The sequence below is a fragment of the Micromonospora alfalfae genome, assembly GCF_022230925.1.
GTDB lineage: Bacteria > Actinomycetota > Actinomycetes > Mycobacteriales > Micromonosporaceae > Micromonospora > Micromonospora alfalfae.
This window is the reverse complement of record NZ_JAKKFH010000018.1, coordinates 55,634-73,862: the sequence shown is the minus strand read 5'-3', so window position 1 is coordinate 73,862 and position 18,229 is coordinate 55,634. Positions and strand designations below refer to the sequence as shown.

Sequence of the window (18,229 nt, the reverse complement as noted above, 5' to 3'; positions counted from 1 at the left end):
TGCGTCGCTGGCGGGTAGGCAGCGGCCCGGCGGCATGTCGACACCCGCCGGGTGGGAGGCTCCGATGAGCACGTACCGGGACGAACAGGGCGGAACGTTCCCTCCGCCGGAGGCGGATGCCCTGGAACAACGGCAGGACGCGTTCGACGTCGGACCGCCGGACCGGGTGTCGGGTGATGTGGACCCGGAGGCGGCCGAGGCCGACCTGGCCGAGCAGGGCGCCTTCCCGGCGGGCACGCTCGAGGAGGTGACATCGCTGCCGGCCGACGCCAACCCGGCGGACGCCCTCGAACAGCGCCAGGAGATCCCGGCCCGCGACGAAGGACGTCGCACCTGATCACACCCGCTCCAGGCCGACCCGGGCCACCCCGCCGGCTACGGCCGCCAAGGCGGTGCGGGCCTCAGTACGGGCCCGGCCACCCACACGGGGTCCGGGCCCGACATGGTCTTTCACGGGTGATGCCTGTGAGTCATAACGATGACTCACAGGCATCACGCTCGTAGGGGTGTCCGTGCCCAGGCAGCCAGACCGGCTCAACCGGCGACACTGACCAGCCGGCTCAACCGGCGACACTGACCAGCCGGCTCAACCGGCGACACTGACCAGCCGGCTCAGCCGGCGACGACCTGCCAGAGGAGGAACGCGTTGAGCGCGACCACCAGCACGGCCACCAGGGACGCGGCGGCGGTGGTGAGCGGATGGTTGACCAGGTTTCCCATCAGGTCGCGTCGGCGGGTGAAGGCGACCACCGGGATCAGCGCGAACGGAATGCCGAAGCTGAGGATGACCTGGGACAGCACAAGCGCCCGGGTCGGGTCGAGGCCGATGGCGAGCACGGCCAACGCGGGCAGCAGAGTGACCAGCCGACGCAGCAGCAGCGGCACCCGCCGACGCAGGAAGCCCTGCATGATTACCTCTCCGGCGTAGGTGCCGACGCTGGTGGAGGCGAGCCCCGAGACCAGCAGCGCGACGGCGAACCCGAACGCGGCGGCGGTCCCGATGGTCTGGCCGAGCCCGGCGTGCACCCCCTCCAGGCTGTCCGCGCCACCCGGGCCGCCGCCCCGGAAGCTGGCTGCGGCGATCAGCAGCATGGCGAGGTTGACCGCGCCGGCGGCGCTCAGGGCGAGCAGCACGTCGGTGCGCTGGCCGCGGAACAGGATCCGACGCTCGGCGTCGTCGGCGGCGGGGATGCGGTCGCGGGTGAGCGCAGAGTGCACGTAGATGACGTGCGGCATGACTGTCGCGCCGAGGATGCCGGCGGCCAACAGCACGCTGTCCGTGCCCTGTAGGCGCGGCACCATGCCGGCCATGGCCGAGCCGGGATCGGAGCCGGAGGCGAGCAGGTTGGCGGCGAAGGCCAGCACGATCACTCCGAGCAGGACGGCGATGGCGACCTCGAAGGCGCGGTACCCGCGCGAGCGCAGGGCGAGCACGGCGAACGCGGCAGTGCCGATGATGATCCCGCCGGGTAGCAGGGGGATGCCGAAGAGCAGGTACAGGGCGACCGCGCCACCGATCACCTCGGCCAGGTCGGTGGCCATGGCGACAAGCTCGGCCTGTACCCACATCACCCGGTTCACCCGCCGGGGCAGGCGTTCCCGACACAGCTCGGGCAGGCTGCGCCCGGTGGCCAGACCCAGCTTCGCGGTGAGCGTCTGCACCAGCATCGCCATCAGGTTGGCCACCACCACAACCCAGACCAGCAGGTAGCCGTAGCGGGCGCCGGCGGCGGAATTGGTGGCGAAGTTGCCGGGGTCGACGTACGCGACGGCGGCGACGAACGCCGGGCCGAGCAGGATCAACCGTCCGCGTACGCGGCCCCGGGCGCGAGCGGCCTGTAGTGGAGTCGCCCTCGACGTCGTCAGTTCGTTGGTGACCATCGAACACCTCCCGTCCACGCGGATCGCTGCCGGTCCCTTCCCCGCCGGTTGACCCTTGGGGGCCAACCGGTGGCCTGCCGGTGCCACCGGGTCGGCACCGGCGCGCCGGGCGGGACCCGATGCGCCGCCGGCCAGCACGCGGCGCGCCGAACGAGACGCGCCGTGCCCGAACAGGACCTGCCGCGCCGGGCTTGACAGCCGGTGGGTCACCGGATGAAGCTGTCTATTAGTCCTACTGTCGTAGGACAACAGGAAGGATCATCGGGAGTGATCGAGTTCGTACTGGACAGCCGGTCGAAGGTGAACACCTACATGCAGCTCGTGCAGCAGGTGAAACAGGCGCTACGGGTTGGCCTGCTGACACCGGGCGACCAGTTGCCGAAGGTCCGGGACGTCGCGCAATCCCTGGCGATCAACCCGAACACGGTGCTGAAGGCGTACCGGGAGTTGGAGATCGAGGGTCTGGTCGGCGGCCGACCCGGGGTGGGCACGTTCGTCCAACGCACCCTGGCCAGCGCGTCCCTGCCCAACCAGGCCGAGTTGCGCGACGACCTGGTCGCCTGGCTGCACCGGGCGCAAGCGGCCGGCCTCACCGCAGAGGACGTCATCGCCCTGGTCGAGACGACGCTGCGCGCCACCCTCGCCGACGACGCCCCGCAGAAGGAGCCCGCGTGAGCGAGGAGACCGAACGAACCATGAGGCACCGCAAGCGCTCGCGCGACCGCGAAGCAGTGGCGTGAACGGAACGAGAGGACAAGGGATGGACATGGTCTTGGAAGCAGACCGGCTCGGCAAGCGGTACGGCAGCACCTGGGCATTGCGGGACTGCTCACTGCATCTGCCGGCCGGCCGGATCGCCGCGCTGGTCGGGCCGAACGGCGCGGGCAAGAGCACGCTGCTGCACCTGGCCGTCGGGCTGCTCAAGCCCGACGCCGGCACGGTCCGGGTGTTCGGCCGGTCCCCGTACGGCGACACGGAGGGCCTGGCCGACATCGGTTTCGTCGCCCAGGACACCCCCCTGTATCGGGACTTCACCGCGGCCGAGCTGGTCATCGCGGGCGGCAAGCTGAACAAGCGGTGGGACGCGGCGTTGGCCCGCCAACGGCTGGCGCAGCTCGGCATTCCACCGGACAAGCCGGTCGGCAAGCTCTCCGGTGGGCAACGGGCCCAGGTCGCGCTGGCTCTGGCGCTGGCGAAGCAGCCGCGGCTGCTGCTGCTCGACGAGCCGGTCGCCAGCCTCGACCCGCTGGCTCGACGGGAGTTCCTCCAGTCGCTGATGGGCAGCGTCGCGGAGTCGGGCACCACCGTCCTGCTCTCCTCGCACCTACTGGCCGACCTGGAACGGGTCTGTGACTACCTGATCGTGCTGAACGCCTCCCAGGTGCAGCTCACCGGCACGGTCGACGACCTGGTCGCCGAGCACCGGCAGCTAGTCGGGCCACGACACGACGGCGGCGTCATCGGGGGCGTCGCCGCAGTGATCCGGGCCAGCCACACCGACCGTCAGTCCACGTTGCTCGTCCGCACCGACGGCCCGGTCACCGATCCGGCCTGGACGGTCCGCGAGGTCAGCCTGGAGGACGTCGTGCTGGCCTACCTGGCCGACGGCACCACGCAGACCAGTCACAGCGAGTGGGGGGTGGCAGCATGATCTGGCTGACCTGGCGGCAACACCGCAAGCAGGCGTTCTACACCCTGCTGGGGCTCGCGGCGCTCGCCGCCCTGCTGGTGCCGATCGGCCTGGCGATGCGGCACACCTTCTCCGACCTCGGGCTGACCGACTGCGCCAGCCAACTCGCCCGCGCCGACGTGGCGCAGGCGACCCGGGAGACGTGCGATGCGGGCTATCGGCGCTTCGGCAATCAGTACGGCAACCTCAGTCTGGTGGCCGTACTGCTGATCACCCTGCCGGTGCTGGTCGGCCTCTTCTGGGGTGCGCCGCTGGTCGCCCGCGAGGTGGAGCAGGGCACGCACCGGTTCGTCTGGACCCAGGGCGTCGGCCGGACCCGCTGGGCCCTGGTGAAGTTCGGTCTGGTGAGCGGGTCCGTCCTGATCCTCGCGACGGTCTACGGGCTGGGCATGTCCTGGTGGGTCGACCCGCTCACCAAGGCCGCGCACGAGGGCCGGTTCGGCATGATCGTCTTTGATCTGCAGGGCATCGTCCCGATCGGGTACACCCTGTTCGCCGTGGCGCTGGGCGTCTTCGCTGGCACCGTCTGGAAGCGGATGCTGCCCGCCATGGGCATCACTCTCGCCGGCTACATCGGCGTACGAGCGGCGGTGGAGCTGCTGGCCCGACGGCACTATCAGCCGGCCCGCACCCAGACCTTCCCGATCGAGGGGGAAGGGCCACCGGAGGTCAGCCGGGGCGACTGGGTCCTCGCGCAGGGCGTCCGGAACCCCGACGGCACGATGATCTCGGAGGGCGGCCGGATCCAGTGCCCGCCGGGCGGGAAGGGGCCGGACGGTCGGGTCTGCGGCGCCGAGTTGGGCCTCGAACCGGGCGCGTACAACTGGCAGCTCTACCAGCCGGCGGACCGGTTCTGGCTGTTCCAGGGCATCGAGACGGGCATCTTCGTCGCCCTCGCCGTGCTCCTGCTCTACCTGGCGGTGCGCCGGATCCGCCGGATCGCCTAGCTGGGCGACGGGTGCTCGTCGGGGAGCGGGGGCCTCGGCGATCACCCGTCAGCGCAGGCCCTCGACGGTGAACGACAGCCAGGACGCCAGGTCGCGCACCTCGTCGTGCACGGCCCGGGTCACCTCCGGGGTGAAGGGCACGTCCTCGTGGACGGCGTGCACAGTGAGCGTGCCGCGCCGACGCTCGGCCGTGGCGTCCACCTTTCCGACCAGCCGATCGCCGTGCAGGATCGGCAGCGCGAAGTAGCCCCACCGTCGGGCCGCCTTGGGCTTGTACATCTCCAGCACGTACTCGTACTCGAAGAGGTCAGCGAGGCGGACCCGGTCGTGCACCAGCCTGTCGAACGGTGACAACAGCGCCGTACGCCCGGTGAAGGGCTGCCCGAGTGCGGCCGGGTCCACCCGCCACTCCCCCGCGACGCCCTCGATGATCGCTGGCTCGCCGGCGTCACCGACCTCGGCCGGCTCGCCGGGCACGATCACCGCCCTCGCCCGCGCGATGCCCAGCGCCCGCAGCCGTCGCTCGTTGCGGAGCCGGCGCGCCTGCTCCAGCTCGATGACGGGCACCTCGGCCGGGTAGACCCGCTCGGCCACGTCCCAGAGCCGCTGTCGGCCCTGGCGGCCCGCGATCGCGACCTCGCCGCGTAGGACCAGGAACTCCAGCATCTGGGTGACGTTGCGGTTGTTGGTCCAGCCCGACGACGGCCAGGGCACGGCGCTCGTGTCCGGGATGTCGCGGGAGAGCAGCGGACCGGCACGGCCGAGCAAGTCGAGGACATCTCGCCGGAACGAGTCGTTGGCGCGCAGCCACTCGCGGTGGCGCTCATGACCGGGCGACGCCACCATCGCCGCGAGGAAGAGCCCCAGGTCGTCCATCGGTCGCACCATCGCCTGGTGCTCGAAGAGCGTCCGGTCCCGTTCGAGGGCCTCGCGCATCTGCGCTGGCTGGTACGACGAGCCGAGCCGGCTCCAGCAGACGAGGTCGGCGCTGGGCGCGACGGCCGCGGTCGGGTCGATCTGCACAAGGGTCAACTGGCGGACCACGGTCATCAGGTCGGTCGGACGCGGAGCGGCCAGCAGCTGGGCCCGGACGGCGATCCGCCGCGCCTGGGCCCGATCGAGTCGGTGCGCACCCACGCCGGTGAGCCTAACGACGACCACCGACACCGATCGGGCCCAGAGGGTCAAACCGCGCGCCCGTGCGGGCTCAGCCTGCCAGCCGTCGGTACCGGGCGACCGAGAGCGGCAGGAAGACCGCGACCAGGACGAGTGGCCAGAGCACCGCCAGCAACGGGTAGTGCTGCGCCGCCCAGGAGTCGCCGCCCCAACCGGGGTTCCCGAACAGCTCACGGGTGGCGCCGACGGTCGCCGACAGCGGGTTCCACGCGGCCACCGCCCCGAGCCAGGCGGGCATAGTGGACGGTGCGACGAACGCGTTGGAGAGGAAGCCGAGCGGAAACTCCAGGGTCTGCACGGCCACCACGGCGGTCTGCCCACGGGCGACCAACCCGAGGAAGATGCCGACCCAGATCAGGGCGAAGCGCAGCAGCAGGATCAGTCCCACCGCCGCCAGCGTGGCACCGATCCCGCCGTGTGTTCGCCACCCGATTGCGAGACCGGTCAGCAGCAGGACCCCGAGGGTGACCAGCGCGAACAGCATGTCGGCCACCGCCCGGGCCGCCAGCGGCGCCAGCGGTGACACGGGCATCGATCGGAGCCGGTCGGTCACCCCGCGCTCCAGGTCCTCGGCAACGGCGATCGTGGTGAGGCTGATGCCGAAGACCATGGTCATCACGAACATGCCCGGCATCAGGAACTCTCGGTAGCTGCCACCGCCGGGCACCTGCAACGCGCCACCGAACAGGTAGGCGAACATCAACACGATCAGGATGTTGAAGCCGAGCGAGGCGATCAGTGGGCCAGGATCGCGTCGCCACCGGGCCAGGCCGCGCCAGATGAGCGTGCCGCTGTCGGCCAGGAGGGCGGGCCGGCCGGGCGTCAGATCCACCGGCGGGGCCGGCATGGTCACCGCGCTCATGCCGCCACCTCGACGGTCGCCGCGCGGTGCCCGGTGAGGTGCAGGAACACGTCGTCCAGGGTTGGGCGGCGCAGCGCGACGTCCGCCACCGGGACGTTCACGGCGTCGAGCGCCCGCAACACGTCGACGAGTGCACCGGCCTGGTGACCGACCCGGACGCTCACCATCCGCCGGTCCACGTCGACAGTCGGTTCGTCGTCGGCCGCCCGGCGGATCTGGGCAACGGCGGCGGCGAGGTCGGTCGGTGCCGCGACGACGACCTCGATGCGATCGCCGCCGAGGCGGGTCTTGAGGTCGTCCGGAGTTCCCTCGGCGATCACCCGGCCGGCCTCGACCACCGAGATCCGGTCGGCGAGTTGGTCGGCCTCGTCCAGTTGCTGGGTGGTGAGCAGCACGGTGGTGCCGGTGCGTACCAACTCCCGGACGGACTCCCACACCTCGTTGCGGCCACGCGGGTCCAGCCCGGTGGTGGGCTCGTCGAGGAAGAGGACCGCGGGGGCCAGGATCATGCCGGCCGCCAGGTCGAGCCGTCGGCGCATACCGCCGGAGTACGTGCTGACCGGCTGTTCGGCGGCGTCGGCGAGACCGAAGCGTTCCAGCAGCTCGACCGCCCGTTGACGGGCCCGGCGGCGACCCAGGTGGAACAGCCGGCCGAAGAGCACCAGATTCTGCCGGCCGCTCAGCGCCTCGTCGAGGGCGGGATGCTGCCCCACCAGCCCGATGCGGTAGCGCACCTGGTCGGGCTGGCGGGTCACGTCGAAGCCGGCCACCTCGGCGCGACCCTCGTCGAGTCGGAGCAGGGTGGAGAGGATCCGTACCGAGGTGGTCTTGCCGGCCCCGTTCGGGCCGAGCAGGCCGCACACCGTTCCCTGCGGCACCCGCAGGTCGAACCCGTCCAGCGCGTACCGGTCCCGATACCGCTTGCGCAGCCCCTGCGCCACTATCGCGTCGGCTCTTGTCGTCACAGCGCTCCCCTCCCGAAACTGTCTTCCCGCACTACCGTACAACGTACGATAGCGCGTACGGACAGACGCATGAAGGGCCGGCGATAACCGTCGCTGTCGACTGTGGATGTAGCGGCCTTGTTGCCTGGCGCTGTCCCGCCTCGGACCGGTTCGGGGCGGCCGAACGGCGCAGACGGGCGTGATCCACTCGCGTTTCATGAAGTCGGCGTGTCCCCGGCGCCCGGACGCCGCGATTTCCGTGAACCCGAGTCGATCACGTCGTGTGGCCGCCGTGTCGGGGTCCGGGGCCGGCAGGGTGGGTGGGGTCACACGCCACCCGTTCGGAGCCGGGCCGACACCGGACGGGAAGTCGCGCGACTACGCGGGCTCGGCGGTCCCGACCTGGCCCGCGACGCCGACGTTCAACGGGTCGGCCAGGAGTTTGTCGAACGCCAACTCGGCGGCGCCGATCAGGACGGCGTCGCGGCCGAGCGCCGCCGCGCGCAACCGCAGGTGCTCGCGGGAGGCGGGCAGCGGCATGGTGTCGAGCCGGTCCCGGACCACGTCCGCACCGGCGGTGAAGATGTCGCGCAGCGAGCCACCGAACACCACGGCGTCCGGGTTGACCACGTTGACCAGGTTCGCCACGCCGAAGCCGAGCCAGTCCGCCACCTGCTCGACGGCCGCGCGGGCGGTCGGATCGCCGGCCGCCGCGGCGCGCAGCACCTCGGCCACCGCCGCGCGGTCGCTCGGGTCACGGCCGGCGTGCCGCAACAGCGCGGCTTCCGAGATCTCGGTTTCCCAGCAGCCGCGTGAACCGCAGCCGCAGGGCAGGCCATTGGGGTTGACGACCATGTGGCCGACCTTGCCGCTGTGACCCCGATGGCCGATCACCAGTCGGCCACCGACGATGATGCCGGCGCTGATGCCCAGGTCTCCGTGCAGGTAGATGAGGTCGTCGATGCCGACCGCGACGCCCCGGACGTGCTCGGCCAGGCCGGCGATGTCGGCCAGGTCCCCTGCCACGAAGCCGGGGCCGGAGCTGAACTCCGCCTCCAGCGCGGCGCCGAGCGTCTCGTCGATGCTGGCGATCCGGAGCCTGCCGTCCGGGTCGCGGGTGGTGTCGGTGACCGCGGCGGCGCCGCCGACCAGCAGCGCGTCGCCCGCCACCGCGCGTTCCATGTCGCGGACCAGGCCGGCGAGGGGCCCGACGGCTTCGATCGCCGACATGCCGCTGGGTCGGGGGATCTCCCGCAGATCGAGGATCTGCCCGCCGAGGCCGACCCGGGCGGCACGCAGCCGATCCGCGTCGATGCTCAACGCATGCGCGTAGACCCGGTCGGAGCGGGGGCTGACCACCAGCGAGGGACGGCCGGCGCGGCGAGCGGTGGTCGGCGCCTCCTCGGTGACCAGGCCGCTGGTGACCAGGTCGGCTGCGAGGGCGCCGATGGTGCTTCGGTTGAGGCCGAGCCGGCTGGTCAGCTCGGCGCGGGACGTCGGTCCGTGCAGGTGGACGTAGCGCAGCACAGCGCCGAGGTTCTGCCGCCGGATCTCCTCCTGGCTGGCGCCGGGGACCGACGGCAGCGGGGATTCGGCGTTGCGGCCGACGCCGGCTGGCCTGGCCCGTACTGGTGTCGCCACGGTCAGACCTCCTTCCGGGTCGAGGCCGGTTGGTGCGGGGGTGCAGGGACGACGATGGGTCCCGGTAGAGGAGACCCGGGACCCATCGGCGTTACTACCTACCGTGCGGTGATTACTTGGTGAGCGGCGCGAGCTTCGGGTCGGTGGCGTACGCCTCAGCCGCGTTCGCCTTGGTGACGGCGACCGGCGGGAGCAGGTACGTGTCGACGACCTTGCTGCCGTTGTTGTAGGACTTGGTGTCGTTCACCTGCGGCTTGTCGCCGGCCTGGAGAGCCTTGACCATGTTGATGGTCTCCTTCACCAGGTTGCGGGTGTCCTTGTTGATCGTCATGTACTGCTCGCCCTTGACGATCGACTTGACCGACTCAACCTCGGAGTCCTGACCGGTGACGATCGGGGTCGGCTTGCCAGCACCCTTGACCGAGGTCAGGATGGCGCGGGCCAGCGTGTCGTTCGGGGAGAGGACGCCGTCCAGCTCCTTGTTGCCGTAGGTCGAGGTCAGCAGCTGGTCCATGCGGGCCTGCGCACCCTCGGCCTTCCAGCCCTGGATGGCGGTCTGCTTGACGTCCTTCTGACCCGAGGCGACGACCACGTTGCCCTTGTCGATCTCCGGCTTGAGCACGTCCATCGCGCCGTTGAAGAAGACACCGGCGTTGTTGTCGTCCGGCGAGCCGGAGAACAGCTCGATGTTGTACGGGCCGTTCGGCTTCTTGGCCTTCATGCCGTCCAGCAGGGCCTGGCCCTGGAGCTGGCCGACCTTGAAGTTGTCGAAGGCGACGTAGTAGTCGAGGTCCGGGGTGTTCGTGATGAGCCGGTCGTAGGCGATGACCTTCACGCCGGCCGTGTGGGCCGCCGCGACCTGGGTCGACAGCTGCGCGGCGTCGGTCGCGCCGATGACGATGACCTTGGCGCCCTTGGTGACCATGGCAGTGATCTGAGCCTGCTGGTCGGCCACAGTGGTCGACGCGCCGGCGTACTGCACGTCACCCTGGAAGCCGGCCTCCTTGAGGCCGTTGCTGAACAGGTCACCGGCGAGGACCCAGTTTTCCGAGGTCTTGGCCGGCAGAGCGACACCGATCAGCGAGTTCGCCGCGAAGCCCTTGGCGTCGCCGCCCTTGGTGTCGGAGTCGCCGTCGCGGCCGGAGCCGCAGCCGGCGAGGGCCAGCATGGCGGCGGCGCTGATGGCCACCACCGACGTGCCGAAGAATTTACGCATGGTGAGGACTTGCCTTTCTAGATGGTGAGGCGGGTAGTGAGGTCGGTGGCCGTCAGCCGGACACCGCTGCCTTGGCGGGCTCGCGCTCCGCGTCCGGCGGTGAGGCGGGTGGGGCGGAATCCTCGCGGCGGAAGGGCCGCATCAGGCTCCCGATGATGGAGAAGCGCCCCTGGCTCTTGTTGTAGACGTCGATCGCGACGGCCAGCAACAGGACCAGACCCTTGATGATCTGGACGCGGTCGGTGCCGACGCCCATCAGCTGCAGGCCGTTGTTGAGCACGGCCATGACGAGACCACCGACGATGGAGCCGCTGATGGTGCCGATACCGCCGGCGACGGCCGCGCCACCGATGAAGACGGCAGCGATGGCGTCCAGTTCCCAGCCGTTGCCGTCCTGCGGCCCGGAGGCCGCCGAGCGGGCCACGAAGATCATGCCGGCCAGCGCTGCCAGGACGGACATGTTCATCATGACGAAGAAGTTGACCCGCTTGAGCTTCACACCGGACAGCTCGGCCGCCCGGGAGTTGCCGCCCACCGCGTAGATGTGCCGGCCACCGGCCGTGTTGCGGGTGTAGAAGGAGTACGCGATGACCAGGACCAGCAGGATGATGCCGGAGATCGGGAAGCTGGTGCCGACGCGACCGCTGGCGAAGCGCAGCGCCGCGAAGGCGATCACGCCGACCATGATGGCCATCCGCAGGATGGAGATCCACATGGGCGCCGGGTCGGCGTCCATGGCCCGTCGGGTCTTGCGGGACTGGATCTCGCGCCACACCACCGCCAACGCCGCGGCCAGGCCGAGCAGCAGCGTGGCGTTGTTGTAGCCGGTGTTCGGACCGAACTCGGGCAGGAAGCCTGAGCCGATCTCCCGGAAGCCCTCCGGCACCGGGACGGTGCTCGCGTTACCGATGAACTGGTTGCCGCCCCGGAAGAGCAGCATGCCCGCCAGGGTGACGATGAACGCCGGCACCCCGATGTAGGCCACCCAGAAGCCCTGCCAGGCGCCGATCGCCGCGCCGATGGCGAGGCCGAACACGATGGCAGCGGGCCAGGGAAGGTCCCACTCGGTCATCGACTTGGCCACCAGGATGCCGGCGAAGGCGGCGACCGAGCCGACCGAGAGGTCGATGTGCCCGGCCACGATCACCATGAGCATGCCGATGGCCAGAATCAGAATGTACGAGTTCTGCTGGAACAGCGCGATCAGGTTGTCCGACCGAAGGGTGAGGCCATCGGTCAGGATCTGGAACAGAACGACGATCGCCACCAGGGTGAAGATCATTCCGAACTGGCGAGCGTTGGAGGTGGTGCCTCCGAACAGGTTCTTCTGAAGGTCCTTCAATCGGCTCATCGTGTGGCCATCTTCTTCGTCGAGGTCATCTGCTTCATGAGGGTTTCCGGGGTGGCGTCCGCCCGGGCGATCTCGCCCGTGATGGCGCCTTCGAACACTGTGTAGATGCGGTCGCACAGTCCGATCAGCTCAGGCAGCTCCGAGGAGATGACGATGACGCCCTTCCCCTGGTCGGCGAGCCGCTGGATGATGCCGTAGATCTCGTACTTGGCGCCCACGTCGATGCCGCGCGTCGGCTCGTCGAGGATCAGCAGGTCCGGGTCGGTGAACATCCACTTGGCCAGCACGACCTTCTGCTGGTTGCCGCCGGAGAGCTTGGAGACGCTCTCGTCGACCGTCGGGGCCTTGGTCCGCAACTCCTTGCGGTACGACTCAGCCGCCTGGTATTCCTCGACCTCGTTCAGGACGCCGTGGTGCGAGATCTTGGACAGCTTGGCCGCCACCGTCGACGTCTTGATGTCGTCGAGCAGGTTGAGGCCGATCGCCTTGCGGTCCTCGCTGACGTAGGCGAGGCCGTTGTCGATGGCATCCGCCACCGATTTCAGGACGATCTCCTTGCCGTCCTTGATGATCGTGCCCGACTCGAACACCCCGTAGGAGCGGCCGAAGACACTCATCGCGAGTTCCGTGCGGCCCGCGCCCATGAGACCGGCGAAGCCGACGATTTCGCCGCGGCGCACCACGAAGCTCTCGTTCTTGCAGACCTGCCGCTCGGCGGAGATCGGGTGCCGGACGTTCCAGTCGCGGACCTCGAAGAAGACCTCACCGATCTTCGGCGTGTGGTCCGGGAACCGGCTGCTCAGCTCGCGGCCGACCATGCCCCGCACGATCCGGTCCTCGTCGACCCCGTCCGCCTTGACGTCGAGGGTCTCCACGGTCCGGCCGTCGCGCAGGATGGTGATCTGGTCGGCGATCGCCTCGATCTCGTTCAGCTTGTGCGAGATCATGATCGAGGTGATGCCACGGGAGCGGAACCCGCGCAGCAGGTCCAGCAGGTGCTTGGAGTCCGCCTCGTTGAGCGCCGCGGTGGGCTCGTCGAGGATGAGCAGCTTCACGTCCTTGGCGAACGCCTTGGCGATCTCGACGAGCTGCTGCTTGCCGACCCCGATGTCCTTGATCAGGGTGTCCGGGTCCTCTTCCAGACCGACCCGGGCCATCAGGTCCAGCGCCATCCGGTTCGCGGCCTTCCAGTCGATCGCGCCCCGCTTGCGCGGTTCGTTGCCGAGGAAGATGTTCTCGGCGATCGACATCCCTGGAATGAGCGCGAGCTCCTGGTGGATGATCACGATGCCGGCGTTCTCACTGGCCCGGATGTCGGAGAACTTGCTCTCCGACCCCTGGTAGATGATCTTGCCGTCGTAGGTGCCGTGGGGGTACACCCCGCTGAGCACCTTCATCAGGGTGGACTTGCCCGCACCGTTCTCGCCGCAGATGGCATGGATCTCGCCGGCGCGAACCACCAGGTTGACGTCGGAGAGGGCCTTGACTCCGGGAAACTCCTTGGTGATGGAGCGCATCTCAAGGAGGATGGGCACGTCGCTCATAGCTCGTACCACCTCGCCAACGTCATCGGTTGCCTCCGGAAGGTTGAACCTTCACTTGGTTTTGTTGTTGACGGCAACGTATTGCGGCCGGAGGGCCATCCGCAAGGCGAGGGACTGTTGAAAAGGTAACAATCCGGCAATATAGATGTGGCACAGTGTTCGCCTGCCACAGCGGCCACCGCAGCCCCTCCCGGCGCCCCGGCTCGAGCACAGCACCCACGCCGACCTGCGACAACGCGCCGATTGACCCGTGCCGCTACCGGCAGCTTTCCCACCAGGCAAGACGCGCTAGGGAGGATCGGGCCGGTCACACAGCGCACCCGCCGTGCCATCGAGCGATGATGATCGGCACCAGGCGCAACGTCGTACGAGCGGCGCGCCCAGGGGTCTCGGACAACTGATGTGACCCACGCCTCTGCCGGCCGGACACATCGACGGTCACCGTCACGGAGCGGCGAGCACATGACGGCGGGTCCATGCCTTGGCGTCCGTTAAGCGCGCCGGCGGTCGAAGTGGCGATACAACTCCGGGGCGTCGGCGAGGGTGCCGTGGTGGGTGACGATCATGCTGGGCCGGGCCCGGCCCGCGACGACGAGGTCCCGCAGCAGGACCGTGTAGCGGCGGTCGTGGGTACGACCGAACCGGACGGCCACCCCCTTGCTGAACAGCGCTCCCCACGGCGCGACCACATCCTCGTGACCGTCCGCACCGGGCGCGGGGTGTGGATCCTGGTCCGGGTACACACCGGCGACCGCGATCGCGCCAGCGGCGTTGACCAGCCGGGCCGCGTCGGTGATGACCTGGTTCGGACGCTCCCGGTCGGGGTGCTCCCGGTCGCGGGCCTGGAACCCGACCGCGTCGATGACCTTGTCGACCCCGCCCAGCTTCTCCTCGCCGAGCGGCAGCCCGGTCCGGGCCCGGTCGGCGCGGATCTGCTCGACCGGGTCGCCCCGTCGGAAGTCGATCGGCACGGCGCCGATCTCGCCGGCCTTGTCGAGTCGGGCGTCGACCCCGTCGACGGAGTACACGACCCGGGCCCCTCGGAGCAGCGCCGCGTGGGCGCCGAGCAGACCGACGGTGCCGGCGCCGAACACCGCCACCGTGTCACCGGGCCCGACCTCGGCGAGGGTGGCGGCGTGCCACCCGGTGACGAACGCGTCGGCGAGCAGCACGAAGTCGTCCTCGTACCCGTCCCCCGGCTCGCCCGGCAGGGGTACACAGTTGGCGTCGGCCCACGGCACCCGCAGCAGGTCGGCCTGCGCGCCCCGGTACGGACCCATCCCCGCGTACCCGTACGCCGCGCCCGGCCCCTCGGCCCGGGCCCGCAGGCAGGCCGCGGAGAGCCCGCGGGCACACATCACGCACGTACCGCAGAACAGGTGCGTGGGGATCACCACCCGGGTGCCCGGTCGGACGGTCTGCACCGCGGCGCCCACCTCCTGCACCACGCCGAGCGGTTCGTGACCGAGCACCAGGCCGGGCTCGGCGCTGGTCCGTCCGTCGTACATGTGCAGGTCGGTGCCACACAGGGCGGTGGAGGTGATCCGCACGAGCGCGTCGGTCTCCGCCTCCAGTGTCGCGTCGGGCACCTCCCGGACCGCGACCGTCCGGACGTCCGCGTAGACGACGGCTCTCATCCCTGCTCTCCTGTTCGGCTGTGGAACGGCCGGTCTTCCCCCGACTGGGCCGTTCATGCCTGCCCGACCCAGCAGCCGGTGGCGGTGCTATCTTTGGGCCCCTAAGTTTCTTCCTAGCGAAGCAAAGGTTCGATATGCCACGGCAGGGGTTGACCAGCTCGCGCGTCTCGGCCGCCGCAGCCGAGCTGGCGGATTCGGTGGGCCTGTCCCGGTTGACCGTCGCGGCCGTCGCCCGGCACTTCGGGGTCTCGGACGCCGCCCTGTACGTACACGTCCGCAGTCGCGACGCGTTGATCGAACACGTCGCAGTCCGGGCCGCGGCCACGTTCGCCGACGCGCTCGCGATAGCGGTGGCGGGGCGGGCCGGCCGCCAGGCCCTGATCGGGTTCGCCGACGCCTGGCGCGCGTTCACCGTCGCCCATCCGGGGCAGTACGCGGCCACCCAGCTTCAGCTGCCGCCCGAGGTCGGCACAGGGTCGGCCGGGCACCTACGGATGATCGAGCTGAGCTACGCGATGCTGCGCGGGTACGGGCTCGACGAGCCGGCCCTGACCGACGCGATGCGATTCGTCCGAAGCACCTTCCACGGCTTCGCAAGCCTTGAGACGGTCGACGGTTTCGGGCATCCCCGCGCTGTCGACGCGTCGTGGCAGTCGATCCTCGACGCGGTGCACACCACGTTGAGCAACTGGCCAACCCAGAAACAGGAGCAGCGGTGAACAGCCACGATCAGACGGTCGAGTCGGCCGACGGGACCCACCTTGTGGCACGACGACTGGGCGTCGGAGACCCCGTCGTCCTGGTGCACGGCTCGGGTGGCGGGCTGCACTCCTGGGCCACCGTCGCGGAGCACCTGGCCCAGGAGCACGAGCTATGGCTGCCGGCCCGGCGCGGATACGGTCCCAGCGACGTCCCGGCCGGCACCAAGTCCTTCCGGGCCGAGACCGCCGATCTGCTCGCCGTCATCGAGGCCGCCCGGCAATCCTCGGGCCAGCCGGTCCATCTCGTCGGCGCGTCCTACGGAGCGACACTGGCGTTGCACACCGCAGTGGCTGATCCGCGCGACGTACGTTCCCTGGCCATCTTCGAGCCGCCGCTCTACGCGGCCGGGGCGCAGGTCGCGCCGCTGCTCGACCGGTACCGTGCCGCCTTCGAGCGCGACGATGCCGCCGCGATGGCAGCGGCCCTGAACGACGTGACGCGGGTTCCGGCCGAGATCGTCGCCGCGATGGCCGCGGGCGCGGGCGATCGGGTGCCCGACCCGGTCGAGGCGCGCCGCTCGGCGATCGGCTGGCTGCACGATCTGGAGGCGCTCGCGCAGGACAGCACCGACATCAGCCGGTGGTCCTCGATCGCCGTGCCGACTCTCCTGCTGGCCGGCGCGGACACCTGGGAGCCGATGCCCACCACGATGAACGCCCTCGCGAAGGCGATTCCAGCGGCAAGCTACGTCGTCTGGCCGGGTCAGTCGCACTTCGTGACGATGACGGCACCCACAATGGTCGCCGACGCGTTGCGGCAGTTCTTCGCCGAGGCCCCGCCGGTCTGACCCAACCCGCCCGAACGCCCGGCGGCGGCCGGTGGCACACCGGCCGCCGCCATGGAGCCGTCCCGCTGCCGGCGCGTTGAACCCGGCCGACGAGGGCAGCGCGTCTATTCGGGCACCTGCCGCTGCCGGAACTGCTCGACCGGGAGGCCGCCGCGACCCCAGTTCTCGGTCTCGACCTCGTCGATCACCACAAAGGTCGACGTCAACGGTTTGTTCAGGACGTCGCGCAGCAGCTCGCTCACGCCCTTGATGAGGGCGGCCTTCTCCTCGGCGGTCGCCGCGGACGTCTCCGCGGTGCTGCCCTCGCGAGTGATCTGGATGGTCACGATCGGCATCGGCTACTCCCTTCTCGGTGTGGGTGGAGTCAGTGACCGGCGTTCTGCCCGCCGTCGACGTGCAGGATCTCGCCGGTGACGAACGGAGCGGACTCGAGGTAGAGGACGGCGTCGACGACGTCGCTGGTCTCGCCCATCCGGCCGACCGGGTGCAGGCCCGCGAGCGTCTGGTGCGTCTCGACCGGGTGCATCGGGGTCTTGATGATGCCGGGCGCGACGGCGTTGACCCGTACGCCGCGCGCCGCGTACTCGATGGCCAGGGACTTGGTGGCCGAGCTGAGGCCGCCCTTGGTCAGCGACGCGAGCACCGACGGAACGTGCGAACTGGGCTGGTCGACGAAGCTGGTGGTGATGCTGACGATGTGCCCCGAACCGCCGGCCAGCAGGTGCGGCAGCACGCGTCGGGTGAGGTGGAAGAAGCCGGCGAGGTTGACCCTGGTGACAGTGTCGAACTCCTCGTCGGTGTAGTCGGTGAACGGCTTGGCGACGAAGATGCCCGCGTTGTTCACCAGGCTGTCGATCCGCCCGAAGCGGTCCAGTGCGGCACGCACCACCCGCTCGGCGGTGTCGGCCTCGGCGATGTCGCCCCGGACGGTGACGATCTCCGGGTCGTCGGACGCGCCGATCGAGCGCGAGGTCGCCACGACGCCGTACCCGAGCTTGCGGTAGGCGGCCACGAGGTCGGCGCCGATGCCCTGGGAGGCGCCGGTGATCACAGCGACCTTCTGATTCTGACTGCTGTTCATGAGGGAATCACCTTCACTAGACGACTGGTCTACTAGAAGCTAGCCGACCGGTCGTGTATCGTCGAGGCATGGGTCGAACCAGTGACGCGAAGAACAAGATCCTCGACGCGGCCGCCACGCTGATCGAGCAGCGCGGCTACACGGCGCTCGGCGTGGCCGAGATCTGCGCGGCGGCAGGCGTGCCGAAGGGCAGCTTCTACTACTTCTTCGAGTCCAAGCAGGCTCTCGCCCGCACCGTCATCGACGAGCACTGGGTCACCCAGCGACGCCAGTGGGAGCAGTTGCTCGGCAGCGAGCGCGACCCGCTACAGCGGCTCCGGGACCTGTTCGAGGCCACCGAGGAGGTCCAGCGCGTCGGCCAGCAGAAGGCCGGCGTGGTCGCGGGCTGCCTGTTCGGCAACCTCGCCCTCGAACTCAGCAACCAGGCCGAGGAGATCCGCGGTCGGCTCCAGGAGATCTTCGAGGAGCAGATCAGCCTCATCGAGCAGGTGGTCGTCGAGGCGAAGGAGCGCGGCCTGGCCGGCCCGGCGGTCGACAGCCGGGAGGCCGCCCGATCGATCGTCGCGCAGATCGAGGGGCGGGTCCTGCTCGCGAAGTTGCTCAACGACCCGACCCAGCTGGAGACGCTGTGGCGCAACTGCCTCGATCTCCTCCAGGTGCCCGCGCGGGCGCGGACCACCACCGGCTGAACGGACGACGGTCGCTGACCG

The 18,229-nt window shown here is 70.0% G+C and carries 18 protein-coding genes; 7 read left to right on the top strand and 11 right to left on the bottom strand.

Annotated features, from left to right (window positions below):
* The first annotated feature begins 64 nt into the window (after positions 1-64).
* Positions 65-337 carry a hypothetical protein gene (locus MED01_RS15550; RefSeq protein WP_091401262.1) on the top strand — a complete coding sequence of 91 codons (273 nt, stop codon included), beginning with the start codon at positions 65-67 and terminating at the stop codon, positions 335-337.
* Positions 338-612: 275 nt separating this feature from the next.
* Here the strand turns inward: MED01_RS15550 and MED01_RS15545 are convergent, their stop codons facing one another.
* Positions 613-1,881: an Nramp family divalent metal transporter gene (locus MED01_RS15545; protein ID WP_238669280.1), complete on the bottom strand. Its 1,269-nt coding sequence runs from the start codon at positions 1,879-1,881 to the stop codon at positions 613-615.
* A 267-nt stretch (positions 1,882-2,148) separates the two neighbouring features.
* Here MED01_RS15545 and MED01_RS15540 point away from each other — a divergent pair, with 267 nt between their 5' ends.
* The 3 genes from MED01_RS15540 to MED01_RS15530 all read left to right on the top strand — a co-directional run bounded on the left by MED01_RS15540 (position 2,149) and on the right by MED01_RS15530 (position 4,518).
* Entirely contained in the window at positions 2,149-2,556 is a 408-nt protein-coding gene (locus MED01_RS15540) for a GntR family transcriptional regulator (protein ID WP_112678633.1), read from the top strand.
* Between the two features lie 85 nt (positions 2,557-2,641).
* On the top strand, positions 2,642-3,532 hold the full coding sequence (locus MED01_RS15535) for an ABC transporter ATP-binding protein (RefSeq protein ID WP_238669279.1): 891 nt from the start codon (positions 2,642-2,644) through the stop codon (positions 3,530-3,532).
* On the top strand, positions 3,529-4,518 hold the full coding sequence (locus MED01_RS15530) for an ABC transporter permease (protein WP_238669278.1): 990 nt from the start codon (positions 3,529-3,531) through the stop codon (positions 4,516-4,518). The genes MED01_RS15535 and MED01_RS15530 overlap by 4 nt, the downstream gene beginning before the upstream one ends.
* A gap of 48 nt (positions 4,519-4,566) precedes the next feature.
* Here MED01_RS15530 and MED01_RS15525 read toward each other — a convergent pair whose 3' ends face one another.
* The 8 genes from MED01_RS15525 to MED01_RS15490 form a co-directional block, all read right to left on the bottom strand.
* A complete protein-coding gene (locus tag MED01_RS15525) occupies positions 4,567-5,655 on the bottom strand; it encodes a DNA glycosylase AlkZ-like family protein (protein ID WP_238669277.1) in 1,089 nt (362 codons plus the stop codon).
* Between the two features lie 70 nt (positions 5,656-5,725).
* A complete protein-coding gene (locus MED01_RS15520; RefSeq protein WP_238669276.1) occupies positions 5,726-6,556 on the bottom strand; it encodes an ABC transporter permease in 831 nt (276 codons plus the stop codon).
* On the bottom strand, positions 6,553-7,521 hold the full coding sequence (locus tag MED01_RS15515; protein WP_238669275.1) for an ATP-binding cassette domain-containing protein: 969 nt from the start codon (positions 7,519-7,521) through the stop codon (positions 6,553-6,555). Before MED01_RS15515 ends, MED01_RS15520 begins: the two co-directional genes overlap by 4 nt.
* A gap of 357 nt (positions 7,522-7,878) precedes the next feature.
* Positions 7,879-9,141 carry an ROK family transcriptional regulator gene (locus MED01_RS15510; protein WP_238669274.1) on the bottom strand — a complete coding sequence of 421 codons (1,263 nt, stop codon included), beginning with the start codon at positions 9,139-9,141 and terminating at the stop codon, positions 7,879-7,881.
* A 112-nt stretch (positions 9,142-9,253) separates the two neighbouring features.
* A complete protein-coding gene (locus MED01_RS15505; RefSeq protein ID WP_238669273.1) occupies positions 9,254-10,357 on the bottom strand; it encodes a substrate-binding domain-containing protein in 1,104 nt (367 codons plus the stop codon).
* A gap of 52 nt (positions 10,358-10,409) precedes the next feature.
* The gene (gene mmsB, locus MED01_RS15500; RefSeq protein ID WP_238669272.1) at positions 10,410-11,708 is read right to left on the bottom strand and encodes a multiple monosaccharide ABC transporter permease; all 1,299 of its coding nucleotides are present in this window, start codon (positions 11,706-11,708) and stop codon (positions 10,410-10,412) included.
* Positions 11,705-13,252 carry a multiple monosaccharide ABC transporter ATP-binding protein gene (gene mmsA / locus MED01_RS15495; RefSeq protein ID WP_238669271.1) on the bottom strand — a complete coding sequence of 516 codons (1,548 nt, stop codon included), beginning with the start codon at positions 13,250-13,252 and terminating at the stop codon, positions 11,705-11,707. Before mmsA ends, mmsB begins: the two co-directional genes overlap by 4 nt.
* Positions 13,253-13,743: 491 nt before the next feature.
* On the bottom strand, positions 13,744-14,889 hold the full coding sequence (locus MED01_RS15490; protein WP_238669270.1) for an alcohol dehydrogenase catalytic domain-containing protein: 1,146 nt from the start codon (positions 14,887-14,889) through the stop codon (positions 13,744-13,746).
* Positions 14,890-15,023: 134 nt separating this feature from the next.
* On the opposite strand from MED01_RS15490, the gene MED01_RS15485 reads away from it, so the two are divergent.
* Entirely contained in the window at positions 15,024-15,608 is a 585-nt protein-coding gene (locus MED01_RS15485) for a TetR/AcrR family transcriptional regulator (RefSeq protein WP_238669269.1), read from the top strand.
* Positions 15,605-16,438, top strand: a complete 834-nt coding sequence (locus MED01_RS15480; protein ID WP_238669268.1) for an alpha/beta fold hydrolase — start codon at positions 15,605-15,607, stop codon at positions 16,436-16,438. The genes MED01_RS15485 and MED01_RS15480 overlap by 4 nt, the downstream gene beginning before the upstream one ends.
* Positions 16,439-16,542: 104 nt before the next feature.
* Here the strand turns inward: MED01_RS15480 and MED01_RS15475 are convergent, their stop codons facing one another.
* Both MED01_RS15475 and MED01_RS15470 read right to left on the bottom strand, forming a co-directional pair.
* Positions 16,543-16,773: a tautomerase family protein gene (locus tag MED01_RS15475; RefSeq protein ID WP_238669267.1), complete on the bottom strand. Its 231-nt coding sequence runs from the start codon at positions 16,771-16,773 to the stop codon at positions 16,543-16,545.
* A 29-nt stretch (positions 16,774-16,802) separates the two neighbouring features.
* The gene (locus MED01_RS15470; protein WP_238669266.1) at positions 16,803-17,519 is read right to left on the bottom strand and encodes an SDR family NAD(P)-dependent oxidoreductase; all 717 of its coding nucleotides are present in this window, start codon (positions 17,517-17,519) and stop codon (positions 16,803-16,805) included.
* 68 nt (positions 17,520-17,587) lie between these two features.
* Between MED01_RS15470 and MED01_RS15465 the strand changes: the two genes are divergently transcribed.
* Complete coding sequence (locus tag MED01_RS15465; RefSeq protein ID WP_238669265.1) at positions 17,588-18,208, top strand: TetR family transcriptional regulator C-terminal domain-containing protein; 621 nt, start codon at positions 17,588-17,590, stop codon at positions 18,206-18,208.
* Positions 18,209-18,229: the final 21 nt, after the last annotated feature.

Excerpts from the sequence above, each read along its gene's own strand:
- MED01_RS15505 (WP_238669273.1), bottom strand. The coding sequence starts at position 10,357 with ATGCGTAAATTCTTCGGCACGTCGGTGGTGGCCATCAGCGCCGCCGCC.
- MED01_RS15550 (WP_091401262.1), top strand. The coding sequence starts at position 65 with ATGAGCACGTACCGGGACGAACAGGGCGGAACGTTCCCTCCGCCGGAG.
- MED01_RS15485 (WP_238669269.1), top strand. The coding sequence starts at position 15,024 with ATGCCACGGCAGGGGTTGACCAGCTCGCGCGTCTCGGCCGCCGCAGCC.
- MED01_RS15535 (WP_238669279.1), top strand. The coding sequence starts at position 2,642 with ATGGACATGGTCTTGGAAGCAGACCGGCTCGGCAAGCGGTACGGCAGC.
- MED01_RS15475 (WP_238669267.1), bottom strand. The coding sequence starts at position 16,773 with ATGCCGATCGTGACCATCCAGATCACTCGCGAGGGCAGCACCGCGGAG.
- MED01_RS15520 (WP_238669276.1), bottom strand. The coding sequence starts at position 6,556 with ATGAGCGCGGTGACCATGCCGGCCCCGCCGGTGGATCTGACGCCCGGC.
- MED01_RS15545 (WP_238669280.1), bottom strand. The coding sequence starts at position 1,881 with ATGGTCACCAACGAACTGACGACGTCGAGGGCGACTCCACTACAGGCC.
- mmsA (WP_238669271.1), bottom strand. The coding sequence starts at position 13,252 with ATGAGCGACGTGCCCATCCTCCTTGAGATGCGCTCCATCACCAAGGAG.
- MED01_RS15490 (WP_238669270.1), bottom strand. The coding sequence starts at position 14,889 with ATGAGAGCCGTCGTCTACGCGGACGTCCGGACGGTCGCGGTCCGGGAG.
- MED01_RS15470 (WP_238669266.1), bottom strand. The coding sequence starts at position 17,519 with ATGAACAGCAGTCAGAATCAGAAGGTCGCTGTGATCACCGGCGCCTCC.
- MED01_RS15530 (WP_238669278.1), top strand. The coding sequence starts at position 3,529 with ATGATCTGGCTGACCTGGCGGCAACACCGCAAGCAGGCGTTCTACACC.
- mmsB (WP_238669272.1), bottom strand. The coding sequence starts at position 11,708 with ATGAGCCGATTGAAGGACCTTCAGAAGAACCTGTTCGGAGGCACCACC.
- MED01_RS15465 (WP_238669265.1), top strand. The coding sequence starts at position 17,588 with ATGGGTCGAACCAGTGACGCGAAGAACAAGATCCTCGACGCGGCCGCC.